This window comes from Roseateles sp. P5_E4 (assembly GCF_054049255.1).
Window position 1 is genome coordinate 110,142 of the sequence record NZ_JBFUMS010000016.1, and the last position, 23,338, is coordinate 133,479.

Consider the following 23,338-nt stretch of genomic DNA (forward strand, 5'->3'; position numbering starts at 1 on the left):
TTTGCACTCAACCCAAAACTGAAAACCGGCTCAGATCAACCACTTGGCTCCGGACGGCTCAGCTGGCTTTGAATCTGTGTCTCACTCAAGTCTGAACTATCGGTTTTTCGTCTCGCTCAACTTTGAACTTTGATCAGCCTCTAGGGCTGAAGGTCCTCGGAAAGAGGATGGGGGCACTGCGGTCGGCGAGCCGATAGCCCATGGCCGGCCGGTTTGAAGTGCCCTCCACATGGCCTGCCTCGACAAGAAACTGCGCCGCCAGCATGCGCGTTCTGAAGCCGCTCTTGTCCACGTCGCGATTCAGCACGATCTCGTAGATGCGCTGCAACTGCGGCAACGTGAACGGCTCAGTCAGCAGGAAGGCCGGCAGCGAGGTGTACTCCACCCGGCCGCGGAGGCGCTCGACGGCAGCTTGCAGGATGGCCGCATGGTCAAACGCTAGTCTCGGGTTGGCCAACACCTCTTCGACCTTGAACCAGGCAACGTCCGCCGCGTTGGCCCCTTTGGCAAGTTCGATGTCGCGGCTTGGGATCAGCGCGAAGTACACGTGGGTGGCTGACCATCCGCGTGGATCCCTGCTCGCTCCGCCCCAGCTCCCCAGCTGTTCGAGATAGGGGCTGCGAACGCCTGTCTTCTCGCCGAGCTTGCGTTCCGCGCAAGCCAGCAGGTCAACGTCGACGTCGACGTTTACGAATCCCCCTGGCAACGCCCAGGCGCCTGGAAACGGCTCGGCCTCTTTGTCCCCAGGGCGCTGCACGAGCAGCACCTTCAGTGCGTCGTCCGCGACGGTGAAGATGACCACGTCCACCGTCGTGAATGGCAACGGGAAACTCAGAGCGGGGGCTTTCGTTCGAGGGGGCTTGGCTGGCATACGGGCTCTTTGCTTGACGGAGCTGCTTTTGAGTTGTATTGTGCAACTTGTTTGGGTTGCACAGAACAACTTATAAAGCTCAGGGACCCCCATGAACAACACCGTCACCCTCTACCGCCCCACCTGCCCCAGCGAACTGGCGCTGGTGGAAGCCAGCGGCAATCGCCGATGGCCGCCGCGGCTGCCGGACCAGCCCATCTTCTATCCGGTGACCAATGAAGCGTACGCAGTGGAGATCGCGCGTGACTGGAACGTGGCCGCAAGCGGCTCCGGCTTCGTGACTCGCTTTGAGGTGCGTGAGGCGTTCATGCAGCGCTATACCGTCCATCAAGTGGGCGCCGCCCATCACACTGAGTGGTGGGTGCCGGCTGAGGAACTGGAAAACCTGAACGACAACATCGTCGGCGCCATCGAGGTGATCCGGCGCTTCCCCGAGAACAACAACTAGAACGGAACATGAAAATCGCAACCGCTCCCCACCTGCAACAAGCTACCGAATGGCCCGAACAAGGCGAGCACATCCTTGCCCACCATGACAACACCAGCGTTGTCGTCTATCAGGCCTATCGCCCGTCCATTGGTCGCTACGCCATCGAGCATGGGCACTTCGGTGGTCCGGACTACAGCTTCAACCGCATGAGCTGGGTGAAGCCCAACTTTCTGTGGATGATGTACCGCTGCGGCTGGGGCATGAAGGAGGGGCAAGAAGTCATCCTGGGCCTGCGCATCCGTCGGGCCTTCTTCGACAAGTTGCTCGACGCTGCGGTGTCGTCGTCCTTCGATCCGACGCGCTACGCCACCCAGCAGGATTGGCAGGACGCCGTCGCCACCTCCGAAGTGCGCCGGCAGTGGGATCCTGACCATGCGCCCAGCGGCGCCAAGCTGCCGCGTCGTGCCATCCAGCTCGGACTGCGCGGCAACCTTTTGCGTGCGTTCGCGACGACCGAACTGATGGAGGTCATCGACATGACCGACTTTGTCGCCGAACAGCGCCAGTACGCCCAGGACGACAACCCGCAACTGATAACCCCGCTTGAGCACGTGTATCAACGGCAGCACCATGACTGACATCTTGAATCTCCGCACCGTCGAAGACCTGCTGCGTGCGCTTGAAGCCGGCGCAAAGCCGAAGTACGTGCTCTTCTGGGGACACCAGCCCAACGCCGACGGTTCCATCGGCAAGGGCTGCTTCAGTCAGTGGTTCGAGGCGAGCTTCGATGCCGACGGCCAGACCTACCTGACGGCCGAACACTTCATGATGGCCGAGAAGGCCCGCCTATTCGGCGACGTGGAGACCCGCGCCAGCATCCTGGCAGCCAGGACGCCTGCGGAGGCGAAGAAGCTGGGGCGAGGCGTGAAGGGGTTCGAAGATGTGCTTTGGGAACAGGCTCGTTTTGACATCGTCGTCCGCGCCAACGAAGCCAAGTTTTCGCAGAACCAGGCATTGCAGGACTACCTGCTCACCACTGGAGACCGCGTGCTTGTCGAGGCCAGCCCCGTGGACCGCATCTGGGGGATTGGCCTGGCAGCGAACGATGAACGCGCCTTGGAGCCGCGCTCGTGGTGTGGCCTGAACCTGCTGGGCTTCGCGCTGATGGAAGTGCGCGCCCGGTTGGCATCCGACTGAATCGGACGACAACGATGGACGCCATTGATCGATACCGGGGCGCGTTGCTGGGACTGGCCTGCGGCGACGCGGTCGGCACCACCGTGGAATTCATGCCGAGGGGCAGCTTTGCACCGGTGACCGACATGCTGGGTGGCGGCCCCTTCTCGCTGGCGCCGGGCAAGTGGACCGACGACACCTCAATGGCGCTCTGCCTGGCAGAGAGTCTGATCCAGACCGGCCGCTGCGATCCGGCAGATCAGATGGCCCGCTACGCCAACTGGTACGAATGGGGCTATTGGAGTTCAACAGGCGTCTGCTTCGACATCGGGATCACGACCAAGGGCGCCATCCACCAGTTCCTGCTGACCGGCGAGGCTCTCGCGGGGTCTTCGGACCCAGAAGCTGCGGGCAACGGCTCCCTCATGCGACTGGCTCCCATTGCGCTGCGCTTCGGTCACGACGAGCAAGTGGTCCAGGACATGGCGGCGCTCAGTTCGCAGACGACCCACGCCGCCGCGGAATGTCTGGACGCCTGCCGGGTGTTTGCTGTGGCCCTGAGTCGAGCGTTGCGCGGTCTGCCGAAGACGGAAGTGCTGGATCTTGTCGGCCTGCCTATCGAAAGCACCAAGATTCGAGCGCTCGCAGCAGCCGATCACGGGTCCAAGCCGGTTGAACAAATCAGGGGCAGCGGCTATGTCGTGGACAGCCTGGAAGCCGCACTCTGGTGTTATGCCAGGCACGACAACTTCCGCGACGCCGTGCTCGAAGCCGTGAACCTTGGCGATGACGCCGACACAACCGGCGCCATCATGGGCCAGCTCGCCGGCGCCACCTATGGTGCAGCTGGCATTCCGACGGCTTGGCTTGATCGCCTGCATCTTGCGCGAGAGATCGCGGGCTTCGCGGACTCACTGTGGCGACAGCTCTGAAGGAACCATATGCAGGGATGTTTTGTCGAGTTCAGTTCGCCGGATGAATCATCCCTGCTGCGCACTATTGCGTGCGTCAACCATGTGGCGGCGCTCAAGCGGGATGACGCGCTCGATGAGAAGCAAATGGCCCAGGAGCTCAGCGCATCGGAGCGCGCGTTCTTCTGGGAGCCGAATCCCGAAGAACTGCAGGAGTGGAACGCCTTCTGGTTTTCCACACCGCTGCCACAACGCCACTCTCCGAACATGCCAACTCCAGGCTGGAGTTTCGGGTCAATGGTGGAGTCGATCGCAAGCGCCGAATTTGACATCACGGGCGTTGCGACCGAGGGCAGCAAGTGCTATCTGACATTCGAACCTGAGAGCTATCCATTCGGCGGCGTAGGTTGCCTGGTTGCGCTGCTTGAATGCCTGGGGAACCAAGTCTCGGCCGTCAACGACGGGACAGGAGTCCTACCTCACGCCCAGAGTGTCAGATGGACGCCCAGACGGGGCAAATAGGAACCGGCGATCTCGGGTCGTGAGATGGACAAACAACGAAGCGTTGAAGAGTTGACCGATGAGCTGGATGCGCTCCAAGAAGGCGACGCTCGCGCACCCTTCCTCATTGAGCTACTTGGTCGGGCCGGACACGAGCGCCACGAGGACATTGTTTTCGAGCTGGGGCTTATCGGTTCACCAAGCGCTGTGTCAGCGATTGCGAGGGCGGCAACTAGCCCGTACCGCTACATCGAGGAATGGGGGAACCTTCACGAGTTCCAACGGAAGTGCGCATACGCGCTCGCCCGCATTGCGACCCACGAGTCCCGCGTGGCGCTCGAGCAGATGGCCGAGAGCCCCGACCCCCATCTGCACGAATACGGCCTCGAAGGGTTGGAGCACTGGCCGCTCCCGTTTAAGAGACGTTGACGCGACGGCAGCCTCCTGCCGATAAGCAGAAGCTTGCGGCTGTCGCTTCAGCCCTGTCGCCGCACCATCTCCCACGTCAGCCCAAACTTCATTAGGTACTTGCGCAGCCTGTCGGCATCGTTGATGACGGCGCGTTGCTTTCGCGACCGATCAAACAACCGGCGGCCAGCATCGGACAGGGTTTGCGCCTGCTGGCACACACGCACAACAGCTTCCAGCTGAAGGCGATCAAACAGATCCAGCTCCTCTGCCGCGCCTTCAGGCAGCATTTCGTCGAGCGGGACATCCGACTTGGACTCGTCCGCTGGCTGCCACAGCCACTGAAGGCGCTGGATTTCGGCCTCGACCAGCCCGGTTGATATCCGCCCGCCATCTGCCAACGTGGCCATCCGTGTCACGCTGGCCAGCAGGTCGCGAAAGTTGCCGCTCCAAAGTGCGCTGGCGGATTTGGCGAAGCGCAGATAGTCGGCCTTGGCCTCGGCGTTGAACCGGACCGCCCGGCCCGACTCGGCCACGTAGCGAGCAAGCAGGTGGTCGACATTGGGCTCAATGTCCTCGGGCCGCTGTGCGAGGCCCGGCAGCGTGTAGGCCCAGAGGTTGATGCGGGCGAACAGGTCTTCCCGAAACCGACCCTGCGCGACATCGATGCGCAGGTCGCGGTTGGTGCCAGCGATCAGCTGGAAGTCGCTGCTGACCTCGCGGTCGCTACCCATCGGGAAGAAGCGCTTCTCTTCCACCGCCTTGAGCAGCATGGCCTGCTCGTCGAGGCCCAGTTCACCAATCTCGTCGAGGAAGAGCACGCCCTGGTGCGCCGTGCGCAGCAAGCCTGCCCTGTCGGCCGCGGCGCCAGTGAATGCACCCTTCTTGTGGCCGAACAGCGTTGACGCCGCGCCGTCGCCACGCAGCGTGGCGCAGTTCACCTCGACGAAGTCGCCCTGAACTTGGTGGCGCGACTTCTTGAGTTCGAACATGCGCCGCGCCAGGTGCGATTTGCCTGCACCCGTCGGGCCGGTCAGCAGGACAGGCGCTTGTGAACGCACGGCCACCCGCTCGATCTCCTCGATGAGGGCATTGAAGCGCTTGTTGCGGGTGGGGATGCCGCTCTTCAGGAACTCCAGCGCCTCCGCGTGGGCCTGGCTGAAGCGCTGGGCCAGCACGTCATACCGCGAGAGGTCCAGATCGATCAGCGTGTAGCTGCCTGGGTTGTCTCTCTGCTGCTTCTTCGGCGGCGCCGTCTGCAACAGCACGCCGGGGATGAAGCGCGACTCCACCATCAGGAACATGCAGATCTGGGCGACGTGCGTGCCGGTGGTGATGTGTGCCCAGTACTGCTCGTGCGCTGGATCGAAGCGGTAGCTGCGCGCCCAGTCGTAGAGGGCCGCGTACATTTCGCCGAAGTCCCAGGGGTCCATCACCTCCATGGGCACCAGATTGACGGCCGTGTCGGGCGACACGTTGGCGATATCGCGCACCAGGACCTGGGCCAGTGCCTCGTGCCTTCTCGAATAGAGCAGCTCCAGCCGGTCGATGAGCGTGTCTTCGTGCTGCACCAACGAGATCGTCGGCCGCCACTTCTCCCAGCGGCCCGCCCCCTGCCCCGAATCCAGCTGGGTGCCCATAAATCCGATGACGACGTTCTTCTTGGTCATATCCAAATTGATACCTGACTAGCCAATAGTCTAGTTTCACAGGAATTTGCCAAGGTCTTACGGCAGTCACAAGGCACGGCATCAAAGATTTTTCCGTTTCAAATCAATTGCTTGCGAATATTCCAAGGACCGAACCGCAGACCTGGCACACCCGTTGCAATGAAGAGAGCACGAACAACAAGTTGAATGCAACGAGGAGAACCTCATGGTCAACACGCAGCTCTTCCACACGATCAAAGGCGCCCTGCTGCCCGCAGCCACGGCGCGCAACGCTCACCAAGCTCCGGCCTACGCCTTCAGCGCCAAGCATCAACTGGCGCAACTGGCGGCCACGGGCTGCCTGAGCCGGTCCTTCTACGCCAACGCCGAGGACCAACTCGACCAAGTTCTGACGCTGACCCAGAAGCTGGAACCCGCCTTCATTGCCAAGACCGCGATCTATGGTCGCCAATCGGGCCACATGAAGGACATGCCGGCTCTGCTGGCGGCCACCCTGGCCGTTCGCGACGTCGCGCTGCTGAGCCAAGTGTTCTCTCGCGTCGTCGACAACGGCAAGATGCTGCGCAACTTCGTGCAGATCCTGCGTAGCGGCTCTGTGGGTCGCAAGTCGCTGGGTTCCCGCCCGAAGAAGCTGGTGCAACACTGGCTGCTGACGGCCACCGAGAAGCAACTACTGAACGCGGCGGTAGGCAACACGCCTTCGCTGGCCGACGTGGTCAAGATGGTTCACCCCAAGCCTGCAGAGGCCTGGCGTGCGGCGTGGTTCGCATGGTTGATCGGCAAGCCGGTTGACGAAGCGGCCCTGCCACCCATCACCCAGGCGTTCGAACGCTTCAAGCGCGAAAGCGCCCAGGGCGTGGCCACCGAGGTGCCCGACGTTCCGTTCCAGATGCTGACCGCGCTGGCGCTGAACTCGGCTCAATGGGCCCAGATCGCTCGCTCGGGCTCGTGGCAGATGGTGCGTCAGAACTTGAACACCTTTGCCCGGCACGGCGTGTTCGACCTCCCCGGCATGGCCGAGGTGGTCGCCGCCAAGCTGAACGACGCACAAGCGGTGGCCAAGGCTCGAGTGATGCCGTACCAGCTGATGTCCGCCTTCATGGCGGCCGGCGAGTCGGTGCCTGCCCAGGTTCGCGATGCGCTGCAGGATGCGATGGAGCTGTCGCTGGCCAACGTGCCGGCCCTGGCAGGTCGTGTCGTGGTGTGCCCTGACGTGTCGGGTTCGATGAGCTCGTCCGTGACCGGCTACCGCGGCTCGGCAACCTCCAGCGTGCGCTGCATCGACGTGGCTGCCCTGGTGGCCGCTGCGGTGCTGCGCAAGAACCCGCAGGCCCGCGTGCTGCCGTTCGAGCAGGATGTGGTGAAGCTGTCGCTGAACGCTCGCGACTCCGTGATGACCAACGCCCAGGCGTTGGCCAAGATCGGTGGCGGCGGTACCAACTGCAGCGCGCCGCTGGCTCTGCTGAACCGGCAGGGTGCAGAGGTGGATCTGGTGATCCTGGTCTCGGACAACGAGTCCTGGGTCGACGCCAATCGGCGCGGTGCGACGCAGACCCTGCGCGAGTGGGAAGTGCTGAAGCAGCGCAACCCGAAGGCGCGCCTGGTCTGCATCGACATCCAGCCGACGGCGACCACGCAGGCCGCGGAACGGCACGACATCATGAATGTCGGCGGCTTCTCGGACGCGGTGTTCACCATGGTGGCGAACTTCGCCACCAGCAAGATGGACGCCGAGCACTGGGTCGGTGAAATCGAAAACGTGTCGTTGGCCGCGCAGTAAGGCCGCGACACATCAAGTTGGACGGTGTCCCAGGCGAATGCCTGCAGGAGTACAGCACCTTTGGCCGCGTGGGCCCGCAAGCCTGCAACGGAGAACCCGTAGGCCGCTCTTGCAACTCTCGTCGCCTGGGGCACCAACCTCACAACAGAACACGCGTCGTCGCGTGGCGAATGCAGGTGGGACTACATAGAGCGTGTCTCACCGACTGTTTGTCGCCACGCGGGGGCCATCAGTTTTTGCGCGAATGCTGGCAGGACTACATCTGGAACGCCGGGGGTTCGAATCCCCAACCGGGAAACCGGCATGGCAGTGTCTTGCCCCTCTTGTCGCGCTTTTTTGAGATGCCTTGCTGCGAATGCAGGTGGAACTACAGACTCTTAATCTCGTGGTCGCGGGTTCGAGTCCCGCCGGTCCCAAATCAGGGGGACCGTAGCTCAGTTGGTAGAGCACGACGTTTCACCAATCCTTGTCGCAGCGGGGCATCACCCGCTTTTGCGGTGAATGCAGATGGAACTACAGGTAGACGCACGCGGCGAAAGCTGCGTGCTCTGTGAGTGATCACAGAGCGCCCGGGTTCAAGTCCCGGTCCAGCAATGGATGGCGGAGCAAATGTTTCATCAAACCTAGTCACCCCTCTTCTTTGATCGACCAATCATCATGAGCCTCGCAGCAATTGACCCGCAATCCGTGGATGCCGTCATCGCCGACGCCTACAAGGTGTTCGGTCGATACCGGGCGCCCACCGTGCAGCTCGACGCATGTCCCTGCTGTATGCGCCCCACGCTGGAGGAGCAAATGCGCAAGCTGCCTTTGCGCAGGCTCACCCGAGAGCATTTCTATGAGTACAACACCGCCGCCAAAGGCGAGGTGCAGCCCGTATGGGAGGTCCTGTACTTTCTGCCGCGCCTGCTCGAGCTGATCGCTCATGGGGAAGACGTGCACCACTCCACCGAGCTCTACCTGGACCGCGTCGGCCGCTGCCCGCCTCAAACCTTCAATGAAGCTGAACGCGAAGTGCTCAATCGGTTCGCGATCAACTACTTCGCCGGCCATCTGGCATCCCGTGACCAGCGTCCGCTCGAAGACGCCTTGACCGTGCTGCTGATGTTCCATATCGGTGGGTTTGACCCGCCACCGCTACTGGACTATTGGCTGCATTGCCAGGACCCGTGGTCGACGGTGCACTATGTCGAAGCCGGTTACTGGCACTTCTGGGAGGACCGAGAGGTCACCAACGCCTTTGCGCAAGATCGCATCGAGTTTCGGCAGAGCATCCGCCAATGGATGCTGGCCCCGGCTCACCGCAACATCTTCGCTGACAAGCTGATGCGCCCCGACTTTCTGAACCTGGTTGAGAACCAGCCCGACAGTGGACGCATGCCGTTCAAGCTCCTTGTCGATGCTGTCTTCGACAACCTGATCGAGTAAAGAGAACCAAACCATGAACTACAACATCGAACAACCCGAAGGCGGCGTGCCCATCAAGATGTGGACGCAAGGCGTCCCCGTGGAGCCCGAGGCCAAGCAGCAACTCGCCAACGCCGCCAAGCTGCCCATCGTGTTCAAGCACATCGCGGCTATGCCCGACGTGCACTTGGGCATCGGCGCAACCGTCGGCTCGGTGATTCCGACGCTGAAGGCCATCATCCCGGCCGCCGTGGGGGTGGACATCGGCTGCGGCATGATGGCCGCGAAGACCACGCTGCGCGCCGAAGACCTACCGGACAACCTCGGCCCGCTGCGCTCGGCCATCGAGAAGGCTGTGCCGCACGGCTCGGCGCCCAAGCACCGCGGTCGTGACCCCGGCAGCTGGGAGAACCCGCCCGAGACGGTGGACCAGGTCTGGGCCACGCTGGTGGACGAGTTCGATGCGCTGTGCGAGCTGCACCCGCGCCTGAAGAACACCAACAACCGCAAGCACCTGGGAACGCTGGGCACCGGCAACCACTTCATCGAGGTCTGCCTCGACGAGGTCGGCTTCGTCTGGTTCATGCTGCACTCGGGCTCGCGCGGCGTGGGCAATGCCATCGGCACGCACTTCATCGAGCTGGCCAAGAAGGACGCGGAGCGAAACATGCGCAACCTGCCGGACAAGGACCTGGCCTACTTCGAGGAAGGCGCCCAGTACTTCGGCGACTACGTGCGCGGCGTGTCCTGGGCCCAGAAGTTCGCGATGAAGAACCGCGAGGTGATGATGGCCAACCTGATCGCCACCGTGCGCTCGGTCATCACGAAGCCCTTCGAGGCCCATGTCGAGGCGGTGAACTGCCACCACAACTACGTGCAGCAGGAGCGCCACTTCGGCCAGGATGTGTTCGTGACGCGCAAGGGCGCCGTGAGCGCCAAGCGCGGCGAGATGGGCATCATCCCGGGCAGCATGGGCGCGCGCAGCTACATCGTTCGCGGCCTGGGCAACCCGGAAAGCTTCGAGAGCTGCAGCCACGGCGCGGGTCGCGTCATGAGCCGCACCAAGGCCAAGAAGATGTTCACCATCGAGGACCAGGTCAAGGCAACCGAGGGCGTCGAGTGCCGCAAGGACGCCGACGTCATCGACGAGATCCCGATGGCCTACAAGGACATTGACGCGGTGATGGCTGCGCAGAGCGACCTGGTGGAAGTGGTGCACACCCTGAAGCAGGTCGTGTGCGTGAAGGGATAGATGGGTGAGGGCCTCGCGCCCTCACCCATCTCAGAACAAGAAGAGAAAAACATGATCGAGATTGATGGCTCCGTCGGTGAGGGCGGAGGACAAATCCTGCGGACTTCACTGGCCCTGTCCATGTGCACGGGCCAGCCCTTCGCGCTGAACAAGATCCGCGCTGGCCGCGCCAAGCCCGGCCTGATGCGCCAGCACCTGACTTGCGTGAACGCCGCGGCTGAGATCTGCGGCGCCGAGGTCCAGGGCGCTGAGCTGAATTCGCAATCGCTGAGCTTCACACCAGGCCAGGTGCGCGCGGGCGACTACACCTTCAATGTCGGCACGGCGGGCAGCTGCACGCTCGTGCTGCAGACCGTCTGGCCGGCATTGATGCTGGCCGATGAACCCAGCCAGTTGAAGCTCGGGGGCGGAACGCACAACCCCATGGCGCCGCCCTTCCACTTCCTGGAGCGCAGCTATGCGCCGCTGCTGCGCAAGCTCGGCGCGGAGGTCGAACTCGAACTGCGTCGCCTGGGCTTCTACCCGGCCGGCGGAGGCGAGATCGAAGTCAAGATCTGGCCCGCTTGCGATCGGCTGCAGGCTTTCGATTTGAACGAACGTGGTGCCAAGCTGGAGGGCTACGCCGAATGCTTCGCACCGGCCCTACCGCGCTCGGTGGCACGGCGCGAGCTGCAGCAGTTGGGCGCTGACCTTGGCTGGGGTGACGATCAGCTGCGCGAAGCGGCCAACCGCCAGAACGAGGGGCCCGGCAACGCGCTCCTGGCTACGCTGATCTACGAGAACGTGTGCGAAGTCTTCACGGGGTTTGGCGAGAAGGGCGTCAGCGCCGAGCAGGTCGCACGCGATGTCGTGCGGGAGGTGCGGGCCTACCAAGTCAGCGATGCTGCACTCGGGCCTCACCTCGCCGACCAGTGGGCACTGCCGCTGGCGCTTGCTGTCTGGCGTCGCGGAGGCGAGGCGTCGTACACGTGTACGGAGCTGACACCTCATGCGACCACGAACTTCGACGTGATCGAGCGGTACTTGCCGGTGCAGTTCTCGACTCAGGAAATCGCCGGCGGGTTCTCGGTCAAGGTGAAAGTTGCACAGCCATCGATGGGGCAATCCCTGTTGTAGGCGCTGCTGCGCCTGAGCTATTGTTTTCGAGCGGCTATGGGGGTCCTTCCTTCTAAAACCTCTGAACCTAGGGCCCCCGCTTTCCGCTCATCGCCTGCCTCTGAGCAGGCGATCTTGTTTCCAGGGAGGAGACGATGAACGAGATCTACCTGCGCCGGCGATCGCGGCTGCATGTGCGCCCAGGAGCGGGCGGCGTCACGCCACAGCAGATGGCGACGATGCTCAAAGAGATCGAGCCACTGGGCTTCGTGCTGGCCGACGAAGTGGTTTCGCGCCTATCCACGCTGACAGCTGAGGAGGCGGCTCGACTGCTGCGCGACGCGACACAGGAGATGCGCAAGCTTGTTGGCGCGCATCGCCAGCATGTGCCGTTGCATCCCGGCTTCCCGACGCAGGTGATGACGCTCACGGAGGCGCAGCTGTACCTGAATGCAGTGAGCCACTATGTGAGCCTGCGCCGCATGCCTTCAACGGAAGACCAGCGTCCGCCGTTGCTGCACAACCGCTCCCCGCGTGTTGTGGAGCTGGGCTCGGCTGAGGACTTCGAGGTCATCTGCACACGGCTCGCGGGATCGGCTGCTTCGCTGTCTGCTCAAGACCAAGCCGACCTGACCTGGTTCGTGCGTCAGTACCGTGCCGACGTGTTTCGCCTGCTGCCAGCAAAGTTTCCGTTCAAGGAGAACCTCGCACTGCTGGGCGCCCAGCTGGTATTGCATGTGGGAGAAGACGAGCGCACGCAGCACTTCGTCGAAACCCACTTTCGCACCGCGACCGACGTGCTGCGTCTTGCCGCAGGCCTGTCCGGCGGCGATGTGTCGCTGGCAGCGCCTTCTCGGTTCGCCCGTTTCCCGCGTCGTCAGCGTCGACTGCTGCTCGCCTTGCTGGAGGGCTGTGGCGGCCTGACGGAAGACATGCGCCGCCGCGTCGAGGAATTCAAGCGCTTGGGCGAGCGGCTGCATCCCGGCGAACACGCCGAGCGCTATCCGAAGACGGCCGCCGCCTTTACTGTGATCCGCGATGGCTTGCCGTTCACGAGCTTCAACAGCCGCGTGGAACAAGCCCTGATCACCGGCGACGTCACCGGTGCGGCGCAAGCGTTAGAGGCGCGCCCGGGCGAATACGCTCGACGGCTAGACGTGCTGCTACGCAAGAGCGGCGAGCCCGAGGCGTTGCTGAAACGCTTCGCCGAGTTGGCGCCGCGCGTATCGACTGCCGTGCTGCTGCAGGTGCTCGCGCATTTCAAGGTGCGCGCTGAGAAAGGCCGGCTGCGCGTGTTCTTCCCCAAGGGCGAGGTCGCCAAAGTGTTCGCACTGCGGGATCGCCGTGCCGCCATCGACGAGCGCGTCGCGCGGCGGGTGGTGCGGGGCTGCGAGGAGGCGCTCATGGCGCGCTTCGCACATTTGCCGCCGCTGGGAAGCTGCTACGTCGATCCGATGTTGGCGAGCTACGTGGTGCCGCTGGCACAACGCGCTGCGTCCAAGACGCTGCGCACCTTTGCGCGCGGCAGCCGCATTCCCGTGCCCGAAGGCGGCTTCATTCGGCTCTTCCTATGGTGGATGAACGGTCGGTCGCGCGTGGACATCGACCTCTCGGTGGTGCTGTACGGCGATGACTACCGCTACATGGACACGGTCGCGTTCTACAACCTGCGCAGTTGGGGCGCACACCATAGCGGCGACATCGTCGATGCACCGAAGGGTGCGGCCGAGTTCATTGATCTGGACCTTCAGATGCTGCGCGATCGGGGCGTGCGGTTCGTGATGATGTGCATCAACAGCTACTCGGGCCAGGCCTACTGCGACCTTCCTGAGTGTTTTGCGGGCTGGATGTTGCGCAGCAATCTGAACTCGGGCGAGCCTTTTGAAGCCCGCACGGTGGTCGATCGCGTGGATCTCGCCTCCGACACGATCATCAGTCTCCCCCTGGTGCTGGACCTGCAACGGCGCGAGGTGCTGTGGGCGGACATTGCACTGCAGGAGCATCCGCGCTTCGCCAACAGCGTGGCGGGCAACCTGGCCGGCGTGTCGTTGATGCTGCGCGCCCTCCACGAGATGGTGAAGCCCGACATGCATACGTTGCTATCGCTCCACGCGAGGGCGCGCGGCACTATCGTCGACAGCCCAGAGGACGCCGACGTCCGATTCGGGACGACGCATGGATGCACTGTCACGCCGCTAGACGGTGACCTAATCAGGTCTGACTATGTTCAGTAGACGTCTGAAGGGTTGGTCCGTTGTATTCGCAGTTTGCGCCCCGCTTTGGTTTGAAATGGCACTTCCGCAAAGCGCTTCTGCCAGCACGCTCCCTGGACTTCCAGACGCCGCAACGAGCGAACAAGAACGGGAGATCACCCGACTTAAGGCGGAACAAGAGCGCCTTCTCAAACAGCTGAAGCGTGAATTGGCGTCTTTGTCGACGGGCTCTAGTTCAACGCAGAGCGCTCACGATCGAGATCGCCGCGCGCAACTGGAGCTTCTGCTGTCTGAAATCGAAGCACGCATGCGGGCCGAAGGCCGTACTCGGTACGTCTCGGCCATGACTGATGACCCTGCGATCCGTGCGTATTTCGAGCGTGTTCAACGTCGCGTCGAGCGGCAAGGCGATGTCGATTTTCCAAAGGCTAACGGCAAGTCCTTGCATGGGCGAGTCGTAGTGAGCTTCGCGATTACGCCGGCAGGCCGGATAGAGCGCATAGACATTGCCCAATCCACTTCGAGTGCGCTCTCTCAACATTCCATCCGGCTTCTTCGGCAATTGGAACCTTTTGAAAACTTTCCACCTGAAATAGCGAATCGCTTCGATCGAATGGTCATCACGGTGCCGTTTGACTACAAGCCGAAAACGAGCCCTGATTGACGATGCATACGTCTGGCCTGTGAACGGCGATGCCTTTGCGTCGAACATCCGGCAACAGGGATGGAGCTCGCCATGGTGATTGCTTCACTTCAAGGATCCCGGAGGACCACACAGAATGCACCCCATCCCCCCGACCGGCGATCTCGACTACTAGGCATGCGCAAGTGGTTCTATGTATTGGAGCTGACCGGCGGCTACTTCTACGTCGGCATCTCGGACAACTTCGTTCGACGGCACCGCCAGCACATGAACGGCAAGGGCGCGGTGTGGACCAAGCTGCACGAGCCGGTCCGAGTCCTGTTTCAGCATCAGCACGAGGTGGCCGATTACAGAGCCGCTGAGTTGCTCGAGAACGAGATCACCGTGCGGATGATGATCGAACATGGCTGGCAGAAGGTGCGCGGCGGATTCTTCTGCGCACTTGAGGACGAAAACGTCGAAGGGCTGCTTCGATCGCACGGTCATTGGGACCGCGTGCTGCAGTCGACCCTCGCGCCGGCGCAGCCACCCGGCGACTGGGCGACGGCAATGCAGCAGCTGTTGACGCTGGCGGAGGGCTATCACGCAGCCAACGCCAGCGATGCGGCCCGCGACACCTTGCTGACCCATCTGATGTGCCTGCGCGAGCACCAGCACTGGCGTCCGGACCTGGAGCCCGCGCTGGAGGAGAAGTTTTGGGGTGCCAAGGGTGTGCTGCGCGTGCTGCTGTCCATCCGACACAACCGCGTGATCGGCTTCAAGCTTCAGGATGTGTTCGCAGTGCTAGCCAGCGGCATGCAGATGGGGCGGGGTGCCGTGCAGCCGTGGACGCACCTCTTCCTGATCGCATGGGATGCCTACCGACCCGACGCCAGCGATGCGCAGCACCAGCGGGTCGAGGACTTTTCTGCCGACCCCAGTCAGCGAGTGCCAGACCGGCGATACGACCCGTTCGTCTCGCTGCTGTTTCCTGAGATGCGCTGGCGTCTTCGGGAGGCCACTGCGCCAGCAGTTGGCGATGGCGCGCACGCACGGCGCTGACGCTATCGGTCCCAACCTATCTCCCGTATGACGAAGGCGAGCGCATAAACGGCGGAAACCATTCGGCGAACCGTCTACGTCGCCGGCTGAACCAGGGGTCGAAATGTGAAGGGGCTGACCGAAGCCGCTTCATGGCGGCTCGACGACTTGGAAAATCCTGCCAGCCCAGCTAGGCCGCAACCGCGAATAGCCGTGCTGAGCTTTTGAGCCCCGTATAACAGAGTGGTCGCTCGATGACCTTAGGCGGCGCTCGACCTGTTCCCATTGGCCAGCCGTCGGAAGCCAGTTCATTTCAATAGAGCGTTGAACTTCAGAAGGGATTTCCTTGTCGGCTATTGGGCGGCACACCAGCTTGACGATCTCACGCCCGGCCAGCATCCAATGAGCTTCGATATCCGACACGACACCCGGGCGCGACGGATCAGCGGGAATGGGTGTCGCCGCTCCGAGGTCCGCTGCGCAACGTTGGCAGCGCCGTTGTGATCCATGTCCATAGCTGCCGGCTTTCGCAGTAGCCATGTCCAACGGATAGCGCAGTGAACGCTTGCAATGCCAGCAGCTCGACTCCATCAGGCAACCGTGGTCCGGGCAGTATCGCCAGTCGACGAAGCGCCAATGAATAGGGAAGGAAGCTGGGTCTCTTTCTCTCATGCATACAGGGCAGTAGTGGAAGCATGATGTTTTCGTGTGATGGCCACACAGCACGCTCGCGCCAAGCCAGCTCTTGTTGAGTCTGGTCATGGCGCGGTCCGCTGCGAGGAACGCCGAAGTCGGCAGGCCACACTTCAGCCTCAGCTCAGTCAGCGTCAGACCGTGCAGTTGCAGATCTGCGTCGCGACGAAATTCGAGACCCAAGAAGTCAAGAAGCGCTTCCAGTGAGCAACCTTGCGCCAACGCTAACCGACTCAACCAGCTGCTCGGCGCTTCGTCACCCATGGGCATGGGCACACCGTGGCGAATGACTTGATCTGTGGTCATGTGAGGAACAGCGGCAGTTGCGGCCACGTCCAGGCGTAGTCCTGTCGAACGCGCTTCATAGAAACAATGGCATCTGCCGCCGAGGACGTGCACCGACACGGCGCACGCCCGATGACCGCGCTGCGCGATGAATGTCCAGCAGCCAGGCGGCACGCTGGCCGTCCGTCTCGGCCGCCGAGTCGTCTGCAAGCTCTCCGAGGACCGGCAGATGGACGGCGTCGAACGTGTGAGGTGCGACGGCCTCCGCGCGCCGCAGCTCGAAGAGCCGCCGCAGACCGCGCACGAGGACACCGCCGACTTCCGCCAGGCTCGCCGCGCTGTGCCGAACATTACGAACCGGATCCCCCGGCTGCTCCAGCAGACCGAAGGCTTCGACCAGCCGAAACGCGCCGTCGAGCGTCAGGTCGTGCAGGAGCGGTGGCAGCTCTCGCATCGCACCTCGCGCTGCCGCCGCGTCGACCTGCAGTACGGCCTCCACCCAACGGAGCCACACGGCGAGTTCCGGTTCCAGCGATTTGGCTTCCCCCGCAGGCTTGAGGAACTGCCCGCATCGGCAGATGCGCAACGCAGGTCTGGCCCAGCGGATGGGCCTGCCGCAACCGGCGCAGGCTTGAAGGAAGCTGTAGCCATGCCGGCAGCAAGCTGGCACCGCACGCGTCATCCAAGCGATCTGCGCAAACCCGGTCTCGCGAAGGCAGACGGGACACACCTTCGCGATCATGGAGGTGGGCGCGACCCACCGACTGAGCCGTTGCCCCGCTAAATGCACCCATCGACCGCCACCACGCCATTCGAGCAGCGCCAGGCGGCTACGCACGTCGTCGGCATCGGCGTGGAGCGCCCATGCCAAGACGGCGACGTCGCCGTCGCCAAGGGACTGCCGCCGATCAAGTCCCATCCAGCGCATGCCCTCCTCGTACTCGACACCGTTGGCCTGGAACGCTCTCAGCACGAAGCTCATCGCCGATTCACCGGGCTGGAGTGCGACGGTCACGCCCAGCCGGCCGAGGTCACGCGGCGGCAAAAGGATTCACCACTTGGTTGGACGCGCCGCTGACGCGCTGGAATGCCAACTCGAAGTGCCCGCGGTCGACGGCCTCTGCTTTGGCGTCGATGGCGACCAGCACCGCTTCGGTGAGCAGCAGCTTGGTGCGGCGCCGGTTGCCGAGCACCGCCTTGTGCGTGAGCTTCGCAAACTCCTTGTCGCTCAGGATCCTGAAATCGATGCACCGCGTGCGGTTGCCGATCTCGGCCAGGAACTGGCCCCAGGTGGCATCGTCCTCGAAGTGCCGCAGGTTCAGGCGTACTGAAACGCGGTCGGCCAGCGATGCGTCCACGTTCTCGAGGCCACCGAAACTGCTGCTGGACAGGAACACCAGCGCAATGCCGGTCTCATCCATCAAGTCGCGCAGCACCTCGGACGCAGTCGTTTCGATCCCTTTCGGGGCTCGGGACTTGCGAATGCCCTGCTCCAGCACGTGCGCCTGGTCGATGAAGATCATGCGCGTGCCTATCTGCTGCAGCGCTTCGAAGGCGATGTCGCGCATGCTCTCGAAGCGCCCTTTGCGGATGGCCGTGAACGGGTGGCGGACGGCACGGAGCAGCAGCGACACGATGGCGCCGGCGCACGGGTTCGACCGTAGTCGCATGCCAAGTGCGCCGCAGCCGTCGATGATGTCCTTCGACGTCGGAAGACTCCTGCGGAAATACTCGGAGATGCTGGTCTTGGAAGTGCCTGGCGGCCCTGAGATCAGGATGCCCTGGGGCCGACTGACCCGCAGGGACAGCTGATAGGCCCGGTCCAGCGCGCCCAGGACAGCGTGAAGGTCCGGGAACAGCACGTACTTGCGGTCTACCTCGTCCGCCGCGAGCAACGCCTGCTCGGAGTACATGAACATGCGGCGCGCCGCGATCTGGCGCGCCTCCTCTTCTGCAGCGTCGCCGGTGTCGATGATGTCGAAATTGCTCATGGTTTTCAGAGATCGACGACATCAAAGTCGTCAGGGTTGATTGGCAACTGCTTTTTGACTTGCTCGGAGCTGATGGGCTCAATCGGCGCCATCGCTGGCGCTTGGGCTGTTTGAGTGGAAATGCCGAGCACGCGGGCCGACGTGGCACCGGAGTAGCGCGCGGCGAGCTTCTGGTCGGCGCGGGTCTTCCAGCTCACCGACTCCTGCCAGTGGTCGTGAAGCCGCAGCCGCGCCTTTTCCAGATACTCGTAGGCGCCGTTCTTCTTGAACTCCTGCAGAGCGAACTTGCGGATCTGCAGGTGCTGGTTCCAACTGAGTCCGTTGGCGTACTCGCCCCATCGGCAGGGGCTGGCGACCCATTGCTCGTCCCGCGGGTTTTGGATCCACACCTGGGACAAGTCGTCGGGGTCCCACTTCACCCAGGCCCTGAAGCGCTTGCCGTGCTCCTGACGCATTGGCAGCAGTTCGGCGCCGCCAAACGGGAGGCCGTGCAAGTCGATGCCGCCCTGGTGCACCGTCAGTTGCTTCGACAGCGCCGACACCATGCGCAGCCGTTCCATGTCGTGCGGGAACCGCGCGGGCGGCACCCGCACCAAGCCCTCTTGCATCAGGTCGTAGGGACGCGCCAGCTTCCGCTCGTTGATCTGGAAGGGGTGGTAGTCGACGACGTACATCACCAGCCCCCGCACGAACGCGGAGAACATGATGGCGGCGTCCTCGTCCGGGTTGAGGTTGACGACATTGGCCACGCGCTTGTGGACGCGACCGCGCGCGAGCGTGAGGTTGTCCAGCGTCCCGAAGAAGCGCTCGACGTGGGGCTTGAGCCAGGGCGTGCGGACCCGGCAGTACGTGAAGCTGCTGCCAAGCTCCCACCCCATGCGCTGAAAGACGGGCGAGTGGAATTCCAGGCCGTTGTCGAGAAGAACCAGGTCCGGGATGCCTTCAGCGAGCCACTCGTGCTCCAGCTTGATGCCGGCCACCATGTCGGCCTTCGGCGTCAGCGCACATTGCAGCACGCCGCTGACGCTGCTGAGGCCCGGCCCGTAGAAGCTCACGTAGAGCCCCAGCACGTAGCCGGAATATGCATCGATCATGACCGTAAGCAGCGGCCTCCCGAGAGGCAATCCGGTGCGGTCGCAGATGACGACCCAGTTGAGCGGTGTGTGGTCGACTTCCACGACGTCGAGCGGGTACTGTGCCGACGGGCCATCCATCGCCGTGCGGCAGACCATGCGAGCGCGGGCGGGCCCCTCCCGGGCTTCTATGACACGATGTCGGTCCAACTTCTGGACTCGCCTCGTCAGCGTGCTCAGGCTGATCTGCGTGTCCGCCTCCGTGAGCTTGCCGGCAGCAATAAGCGGCTTTGCTTCTCGCTTCGCCATGGCCAGCGTGTGGCGCAGAGAAAACTTGTCGCGGGTCAGGTAGAACTTGCGTATCGAGTACGTCACCACACGGTCCATCTCAGGATGGAGCTTGCTGGACCGCACACGCTGTGCATTGCCTGTGACCAATGACTGGGGCGCCTGCTGCGACGTCTCGTAGTGCCGCATCCATGTCATCACCGCGCTGCCTGAAGGCGCCAAGGGATCATTCAGACGCTGGGCGACCTGCTTCACCAGCCGCTCGATGGCCCGACGCATGCCACGGCTCAGGTGCGCCTGCCGGACGGCGAGGACGTAGGTCATCTTTCGCTCAAGGTCGTCGCGATGTCCCTTTTTGAGACTATCAAGCGACAGCAGCGGCGGTGCCGGTGCTGTCGCTGCAGTCGGCGGAATGGCAACTGCTCCGGCATGGCTGACCAACGTGATGTCGCCGGCCCAGACGGCCTTCAGCAACTTGTTCTTGGGCACGGTTCCAGGCCGCCGTGTTTGGCAGTCCTCGTATGACCAACTGCCGTCCCCGAGCTCGCGGATCAGCTCAAGCGTTCGTGCGCCACGGCGAAACACCAAGCCAGCGTGCAAGGTAAAGGGCATCTTTGTTCTCCAGGTGATCGGTATGGATGAGGCGGCTGGTCGACGCCGCGGCGGGGGTGCCGGCGAAAGTGATGACACGCCTGGCCAGCAGATGGAACAGCAACTCGCGCGTCACGCGCAGTTCGGTCTGAAGCTCCTCGATCGAGGCGCCCGCCGGACGTGCGAGCAGGTGCTGCGTGACGACGGCGATGTCGGCTGGCGGGAAATACCCCTTGGCGTAGCGCAGCACGAGCCGGACGGTCTGGTGCTGTTGGCGCCGGCGCAGCGTCTTCTCAGAAATCACGAAGAACTGCTGACCACGGCCAGCCAGCTCCCGGGCGACTAGGTGGAACAGCGCCCGGTACTTGGGGACGCGAGCCTCAAGCTTGACTTCCCAAATCGCCGTCCGGCCGTCGAGGGTTTCGACGCGGTAGTCAGGCGTGTAGCTCTGCCCAGGTAGCTGGATGGTCTCGGGCTGGGACGCGATGTACCGGGTCGCGGGGCATAGCGCCGCGACCTGCACAAAAGCGCTTTCGGTGGTGGCCTCGGCCTGAACGGGTGAGGGCAGAACGCCCCGTAGGTTCAGGAGGTGGACGGTCCGAGGCGTGGTCGGCTTGATGAGCCGACGGACGGGGGTGTCCATGGATTTCCTTGCGGTGAGTGGCCCCGACGCCAGGCGTAGGGGCGAGCTTGACCAGCACTAACCGCAAGGAGATACTCGAGTCGCCAAACCCGTTGGGAGTACTCCCGGCGGAAAACGCCGGTCATTCGAAAGGGTGCCCGGCGTTTTTTTACATGTCGTTCTCCTTCGTCGCCGTCGAGGCGGCAATGTCTTGGGGAGGCATGCCCTGCGTCACGCTCTTCGTCCTGCAGCGGGCAAGCCAGAGGGCCACGTCGCGCGTGAGCGCAAAGCGCCCGCGGCGTTTCTCGATGTCGAAGAGGGGAACCGGCACGCGGCCTCGCGAAATGGCCTGGCGCATCGCTGCAGCCGTCGGGAAACCAAGCGCGCGATAAAGCGCTGCCCCGCCGAGCATCGGCCCGTGCCGCTCGTGAAGGCTTCGCTCAATCTCTTGAGCCAGCTTGTCTTCGCCGTCGATTTCCACTGTGCAGTTTGCGTCTGGAGGGGCAGGTGTTGCCCAGTCACGCATCCTATGAAGACCCCGTCCGGCCGTCGAGGAGGCGCATTGGGGGCCCGCGTTACTCTTCCCCTCGCCCCTCTCACGCTATGCAAGCCCTTGAATCTGCGCGCCTTTCGTTGGCGGAGTTCCGTCAGCGGAGCGGTTTCGCGGCTTGCCGCGAAAATCCGAAACCGATCAAGAAGGACATCACCGATGCGCTGAAGACGGTGTTCTGGGCTTTCTCATTGCAAGCAAGAACAGGCTTGGCGTCGCCTCGGGCGCTTGAACGGCATTTCGAGCCAGGGACCTTTCGCACGAATAGCGAAGGCGAGCCGTTCAACAACAACAAGTGGCGGAACTACTTCGCCGGCCGGCATGTACCCACGGTAGTTCGCGACACGGTGGCGGCCAGATATGCCGGCGCGAACGCCTGCCTTGACAGTCCACTGTGGGCAGCATTGACGCTACGACCCCTGACCAGGCGTCAGCTGGAAGATCTGGTGCTGCCGCTCGCGCCGGACATCCAAGCCATCGTCAGGCGACGCGGCACCGATCCGCGCCCGCCCCGCTTTCCTGGCTTGACCATAGACCGCGGGCTGGCAGACATGCTTGAACGCCGCGCCAGCTTCGACGCACTCGCCGCCGCCGTCATCATGGTCCGCATCGCGCATGTCGAAGGCGAGTCGGCCGCAGCATTTGACTGGGGCCGCCGTGTGCTGCGGATTCTGCTTATGCTGAGCGAACGGCTGCACGATGGTGGCATTGCGCGGCCGTTGCTCGAGTTGGTAGAAGAGCGCGTAATGGCCTTGGCGTGGCATGACGGCGCCCGGCCCGGCTACCCCGCCGGCTGCTTCTATCAGCTCGCGTTGCACTACGCGCGAGGACTGCGGCACATGAAGGATCAGCCGTTCAGCGAGATGACAGAGAAGCAGCGGCACGACGCGGGGCAGTGGTTTCTCGACTTCGCCTACCGAGGGGACTACTACTACGCCTTCAACCCGGTCCGGGTGATATCGGAAGGTACGTCTGCCCGAGTGGACGACCGAAAGTTCGCGACGCCCGACATCTGGCTACATACCTGGGCACTCAACATGTTGGCGGTGGGTGGACACTGGAAACATCCTCCTGACGCAGTTCGATCTGGCAAGGATCTTTGGGCCTCACACTATCCCGGCCTTTCGAAGATCATTGCCGCGAAATTCACAGTCAATCCGGCCGCCCAGGGAGATCCGCTCAGTCGAGCAGCTAGCTTCCCATTGACCGCACTATCGGGCAAGGCCGAATGAAGATCTTCTGCTGTCGCCACGGGCAGAGCGTGGCCAACGCCGGTGCCGCGACGCTGGACCCGCTGTCGATCGAGTTGACCGAGCTTGGTCGTCAGCAGGCCGAGGGCCTCGCGCGGCAATGGACAGAGGCGCCAAGCCTCATCGTGGTGTCACCGGCCGAGCGGGCGCGGGCCACGGCGCTGCCGACCATGCGGCGTTTTCCGGCGGTACGCGTTGAGGAATGGCCCATCCAGGAGTTCACCTATCTGGCCCCAGCCCGATGCGCAGGGACTACGGCGGACCAACGCCGGGCATGGGTTGAGGCCTACTGGGCGTCGGCAGATCCCGATCGATGCGATGGTGACGGCGCTGAAAGCTTCGACGAGTTTCTTGCACGCGTCGACAACACGTGACCTGCACCCTTCCTGCCATACCAAGCTGAAGTAGCAAGGAGTCCGCTCATCAGGAGAATGACGGACATGAGGAAGAGCAAGTTCACCGAGGAACAGATCATTGGGTTCCTGAAGCAGGCCGAGGCGGGGCTGGCCGTGGCGGAGATCTGCCGCAAGGGCGGGTTCTCAGACGCGACGTTCTACAAGTGGCGGGCCAAGTTCGGCGGCATGGAGGCGAGCGACGCCCGGCGGCTGCGCGAACTCG

General features: G+C 63.2%; 24 protein-coding genes. 16 read left to right on the forward strand and 8 right to left on the reverse strand.

The features are described from left to right. Positions 1 to 133: 133 nt before the first annotated feature. The gene (locus tag ACXJLH_RS25805; protein WP_056199958.1) at positions 134 to 871 is read right to left on the reverse strand and encodes an NUDIX hydrolase; all 738 of its coding nucleotides are present in this window, start codon (positions 869 to 871) and stop codon (positions 134 to 136) included. Positions 872 to 962: 91 nt separating this feature from the next. On the opposite strand from ACXJLH_RS25805, the gene ACXJLH_RS25810 reads away from it, so the two are divergent. Genes ACXJLH_RS25810 through ACXJLH_RS25835 form a run of 6 tightly spaced genes read left to right on the forward strand, consistent with a single transcriptional unit; the run spans position 963 to position 4,318 of the window. After that, positions 963 to 1,319 carry a hypothetical protein gene (locus ACXJLH_RS25810; RefSeq protein WP_056199960.1) on the forward strand — a complete coding sequence of 119 codons (357 nt, stop codon included), beginning with the start codon at positions 963 to 965 and terminating at the stop codon, positions 1,317 to 1,319. An 8-nt stretch (positions 1,320 to 1,327) separates the two neighbouring features. Further along, positions 1,328 to 1,939 carry a DUF4291 domain-containing protein gene (locus ACXJLH_RS25815; RefSeq protein ID WP_056199963.1) on the forward strand — a complete coding sequence of 204 codons (612 nt, stop codon included), beginning with the start codon at positions 1,328 to 1,330 and terminating at the stop codon, positions 1,937 to 1,939. After that, positions 1,932 to 2,498 carry an NADAR family protein gene (locus ACXJLH_RS25820; RefSeq protein WP_457447203.1) on the forward strand — a complete coding sequence of 189 codons (567 nt, stop codon included), beginning with the start codon at positions 1,932 to 1,934 and terminating at the stop codon, positions 2,496 to 2,498. Before ACXJLH_RS25815 ends, ACXJLH_RS25820 begins: the two co-directional genes overlap by 8 nt. A gap of 14 nt (positions 2,499 to 2,512) precedes the next feature. Then, complete coding sequence (locus ACXJLH_RS25825) at positions 2,513 to 3,409, forward strand: ADP-ribosylglycohydrolase family protein (protein WP_457447205.1); 897 nt, start codon at positions 2,513 to 2,515, stop codon at positions 3,407 to 3,409. A 9-nt stretch (positions 3,410 to 3,418) separates the two neighbouring features. Continuing rightward, a complete protein-coding gene (locus tag ACXJLH_RS25830; protein WP_056199972.1) occupies positions 3,419 to 3,910 on the forward strand; it encodes a hypothetical protein in 492 nt (163 codons plus the stop codon). A 24-nt stretch (positions 3,911 to 3,934) separates the two neighbouring features. Beyond that, the gene (locus tag ACXJLH_RS25835; protein ID WP_157281793.1) at positions 3,935 to 4,318 is read left to right on the forward strand and encodes a HEAT repeat domain-containing protein; all 384 of its coding nucleotides are present in this window, start codon (positions 3,935 to 3,937) and stop codon (positions 4,316 to 4,318) included. Positions 4,319 to 4,365: 47 nt separating this feature from the next. Here the strand turns inward: ACXJLH_RS25835 and rtcR are convergent, their stop codons facing one another. Beyond that, on the reverse strand, positions 4,366 to 5,967 hold the full coding sequence (gene rtcR, locus ACXJLH_RS25840) for an RNA repair transcriptional activator RtcR (protein ID WP_056199978.1): 1,602 nt from the start codon (positions 5,965 to 5,967) through the stop codon (positions 4,366 to 4,368). 205 nt (positions 5,968 to 6,172) lie between these two features. On the opposite strand from rtcR, the gene ACXJLH_RS25845 reads away from it, so the two are divergent. The 7 genes from ACXJLH_RS25845 (at position 6,173) to ACXJLH_RS25875 (ending at position 15,398) form a co-directional block, all read left to right on the forward strand. Continuing rightward, positions 6,173 to 7,747: a TROVE domain-containing protein gene (locus ACXJLH_RS25845; RefSeq protein WP_056199981.1), complete on the forward strand. Its 1,575-nt coding sequence runs from the start codon at positions 6,173 to 6,175 to the stop codon at positions 7,745 to 7,747. Positions 7,748 to 8,404: 657 nt separating this feature from the next. After that, positions 8,405 to 9,175 (forward strand): hypothetical protein, encoded by a 771-nt coding sequence (locus ACXJLH_RS25850; protein WP_056199984.1) that lies wholly within the window; start codon positions 8,405 to 8,407, stop codon positions 9,173 to 9,175. Positions 9,176 to 9,188: 13 nt separating this feature from the next. After that, positions 9,189 to 10,406, forward strand: a complete 1,218-nt coding sequence (locus ACXJLH_RS25855; protein ID WP_056199986.1) for an RtcB family protein — start codon at positions 9,189 to 9,191, stop codon at positions 10,404 to 10,406. Positions 10,407 to 10,457: 51 nt separating this feature from the next. After that, positions 10,458 to 11,522 (forward strand): RNA 3'-terminal phosphate cyclase, encoded by a 1,065-nt coding sequence (gene rtcA, locus ACXJLH_RS25860; RefSeq protein WP_457447209.1) that lies wholly within the window; start codon positions 10,458 to 10,460, stop codon positions 11,520 to 11,522. Between the two features lie 134 nt (positions 11,523 to 11,656). After that, positions 11,657 to 13,735, forward strand: a complete 2,079-nt coding sequence (locus ACXJLH_RS25865; RefSeq protein ID WP_457447211.1) for a TerD family protein — start codon at positions 11,657 to 11,659, stop codon at positions 13,733 to 13,735. After that, positions 13,725 to 14,378, forward strand: coding sequence for an energy transducer TonB family protein (locus ACXJLH_RS25870; protein WP_457447213.1), 654 nt, complete (start codon positions 13,725 to 13,727; stop codon positions 14,376 to 14,378). Before ACXJLH_RS25865 ends, ACXJLH_RS25870 begins: the two co-directional genes overlap by 11 nt. 156 nt (positions 14,379 to 14,534) lie before the next feature. Next, the gene (locus tag ACXJLH_RS25875) at positions 14,535 to 15,398 is read left to right on the forward strand and encodes a GIY-YIG nuclease family protein (RefSeq protein WP_457447215.1); all 864 of its coding nucleotides are present in this window, start codon (positions 14,535 to 14,537) and stop codon (positions 15,396 to 15,398) included. A 129-nt stretch (positions 15,399 to 15,527) separates the two neighbouring features. Here the strand turns inward: ACXJLH_RS25875 and ACXJLH_RS25880 are convergent, their stop codons facing one another. From ACXJLH_RS25880 to ACXJLH_RS25905, 6 genes are all read right to left on the reverse strand, one after another. Next, positions 15,528 to 16,376, reverse strand: a complete 849-nt coding sequence (locus tag ACXJLH_RS25880) for a TniQ family protein (RefSeq protein ID WP_457447217.1) — start codon at positions 16,374 to 16,376, stop codon at positions 15,528 to 15,530. 55 nt (positions 16,377 to 16,431) lie between these two features. Continuing rightward, positions 16,432 to 17,370, reverse strand: a complete 939-nt coding sequence (locus tag ACXJLH_RS25885; RefSeq protein ID WP_457447219.1) for a TniQ family protein — start codon at positions 17,368 to 17,370, stop codon at positions 16,432 to 16,434. A 16-nt stretch (positions 17,371 to 17,386) separates the two neighbouring features. Continuing rightward, a complete protein-coding gene (locus ACXJLH_RS25890; protein WP_457447221.1) occupies positions 17,387 to 18,346 on the reverse strand; it encodes a TniB family NTP-binding protein in 960 nt (319 codons plus the stop codon). Positions 18,347 to 18,351: 5 nt separating this feature from the next. After that, complete coding sequence (locus tag ACXJLH_RS25895; RefSeq protein WP_457447223.1) at positions 18,352 to 20,196, reverse strand: integrase catalytic domain-containing protein; 1,845 nt, start codon at positions 20,194 to 20,196, stop codon at positions 18,352 to 18,354. Positions 20,197 to 20,263: 67 nt separating this feature from the next. Further along, a complete protein-coding gene (locus tag ACXJLH_RS25900; RefSeq protein WP_457447225.1) occupies positions 20,264 to 20,941 on the reverse strand; it encodes a hypothetical protein in 678 nt (225 codons plus the stop codon). A 148-nt stretch (positions 20,942 to 21,089) separates the two neighbouring features. Next, positions 21,090 to 21,401, reverse strand: a complete 312-nt coding sequence (locus ACXJLH_RS25905) for a hypothetical protein (protein ID WP_457447227.1) — start codon at positions 21,399 to 21,401, stop codon at positions 21,090 to 21,092. A 122-nt stretch (positions 21,402 to 21,523) separates the two neighbouring features. Here ACXJLH_RS25905 and ACXJLH_RS25910 point away from each other — a divergent pair, with 122 nt between their 5' ends. The 3 genes from ACXJLH_RS25910 to ACXJLH_RS25920 all read left to right on the forward strand — a co-directional run. Then, entirely contained in the window at positions 21,524 to 22,702 is a 1,179-nt protein-coding gene (locus ACXJLH_RS25910) for a hypothetical protein (protein WP_457447229.1), read from the forward strand. Further along, complete coding sequence (locus ACXJLH_RS25915; RefSeq protein WP_457447231.1) at positions 22,699 to 23,094, forward strand: histidine phosphatase family protein; 396 nt, start codon at positions 22,699 to 22,701, stop codon at positions 23,092 to 23,094. The genes ACXJLH_RS25910 and ACXJLH_RS25915 overlap by 4 nt, the downstream gene beginning before the upstream one ends. A 66-nt stretch (positions 23,095 to 23,160) precedes the next feature. Beyond that, positions 23,161 to 23,338, forward strand: a 178-nt coding sequence (locus tag ACXJLH_RS25920) for a transposase (protein ID WP_457447235.1), incomplete at its 3' end; no start/stop codon positions are given.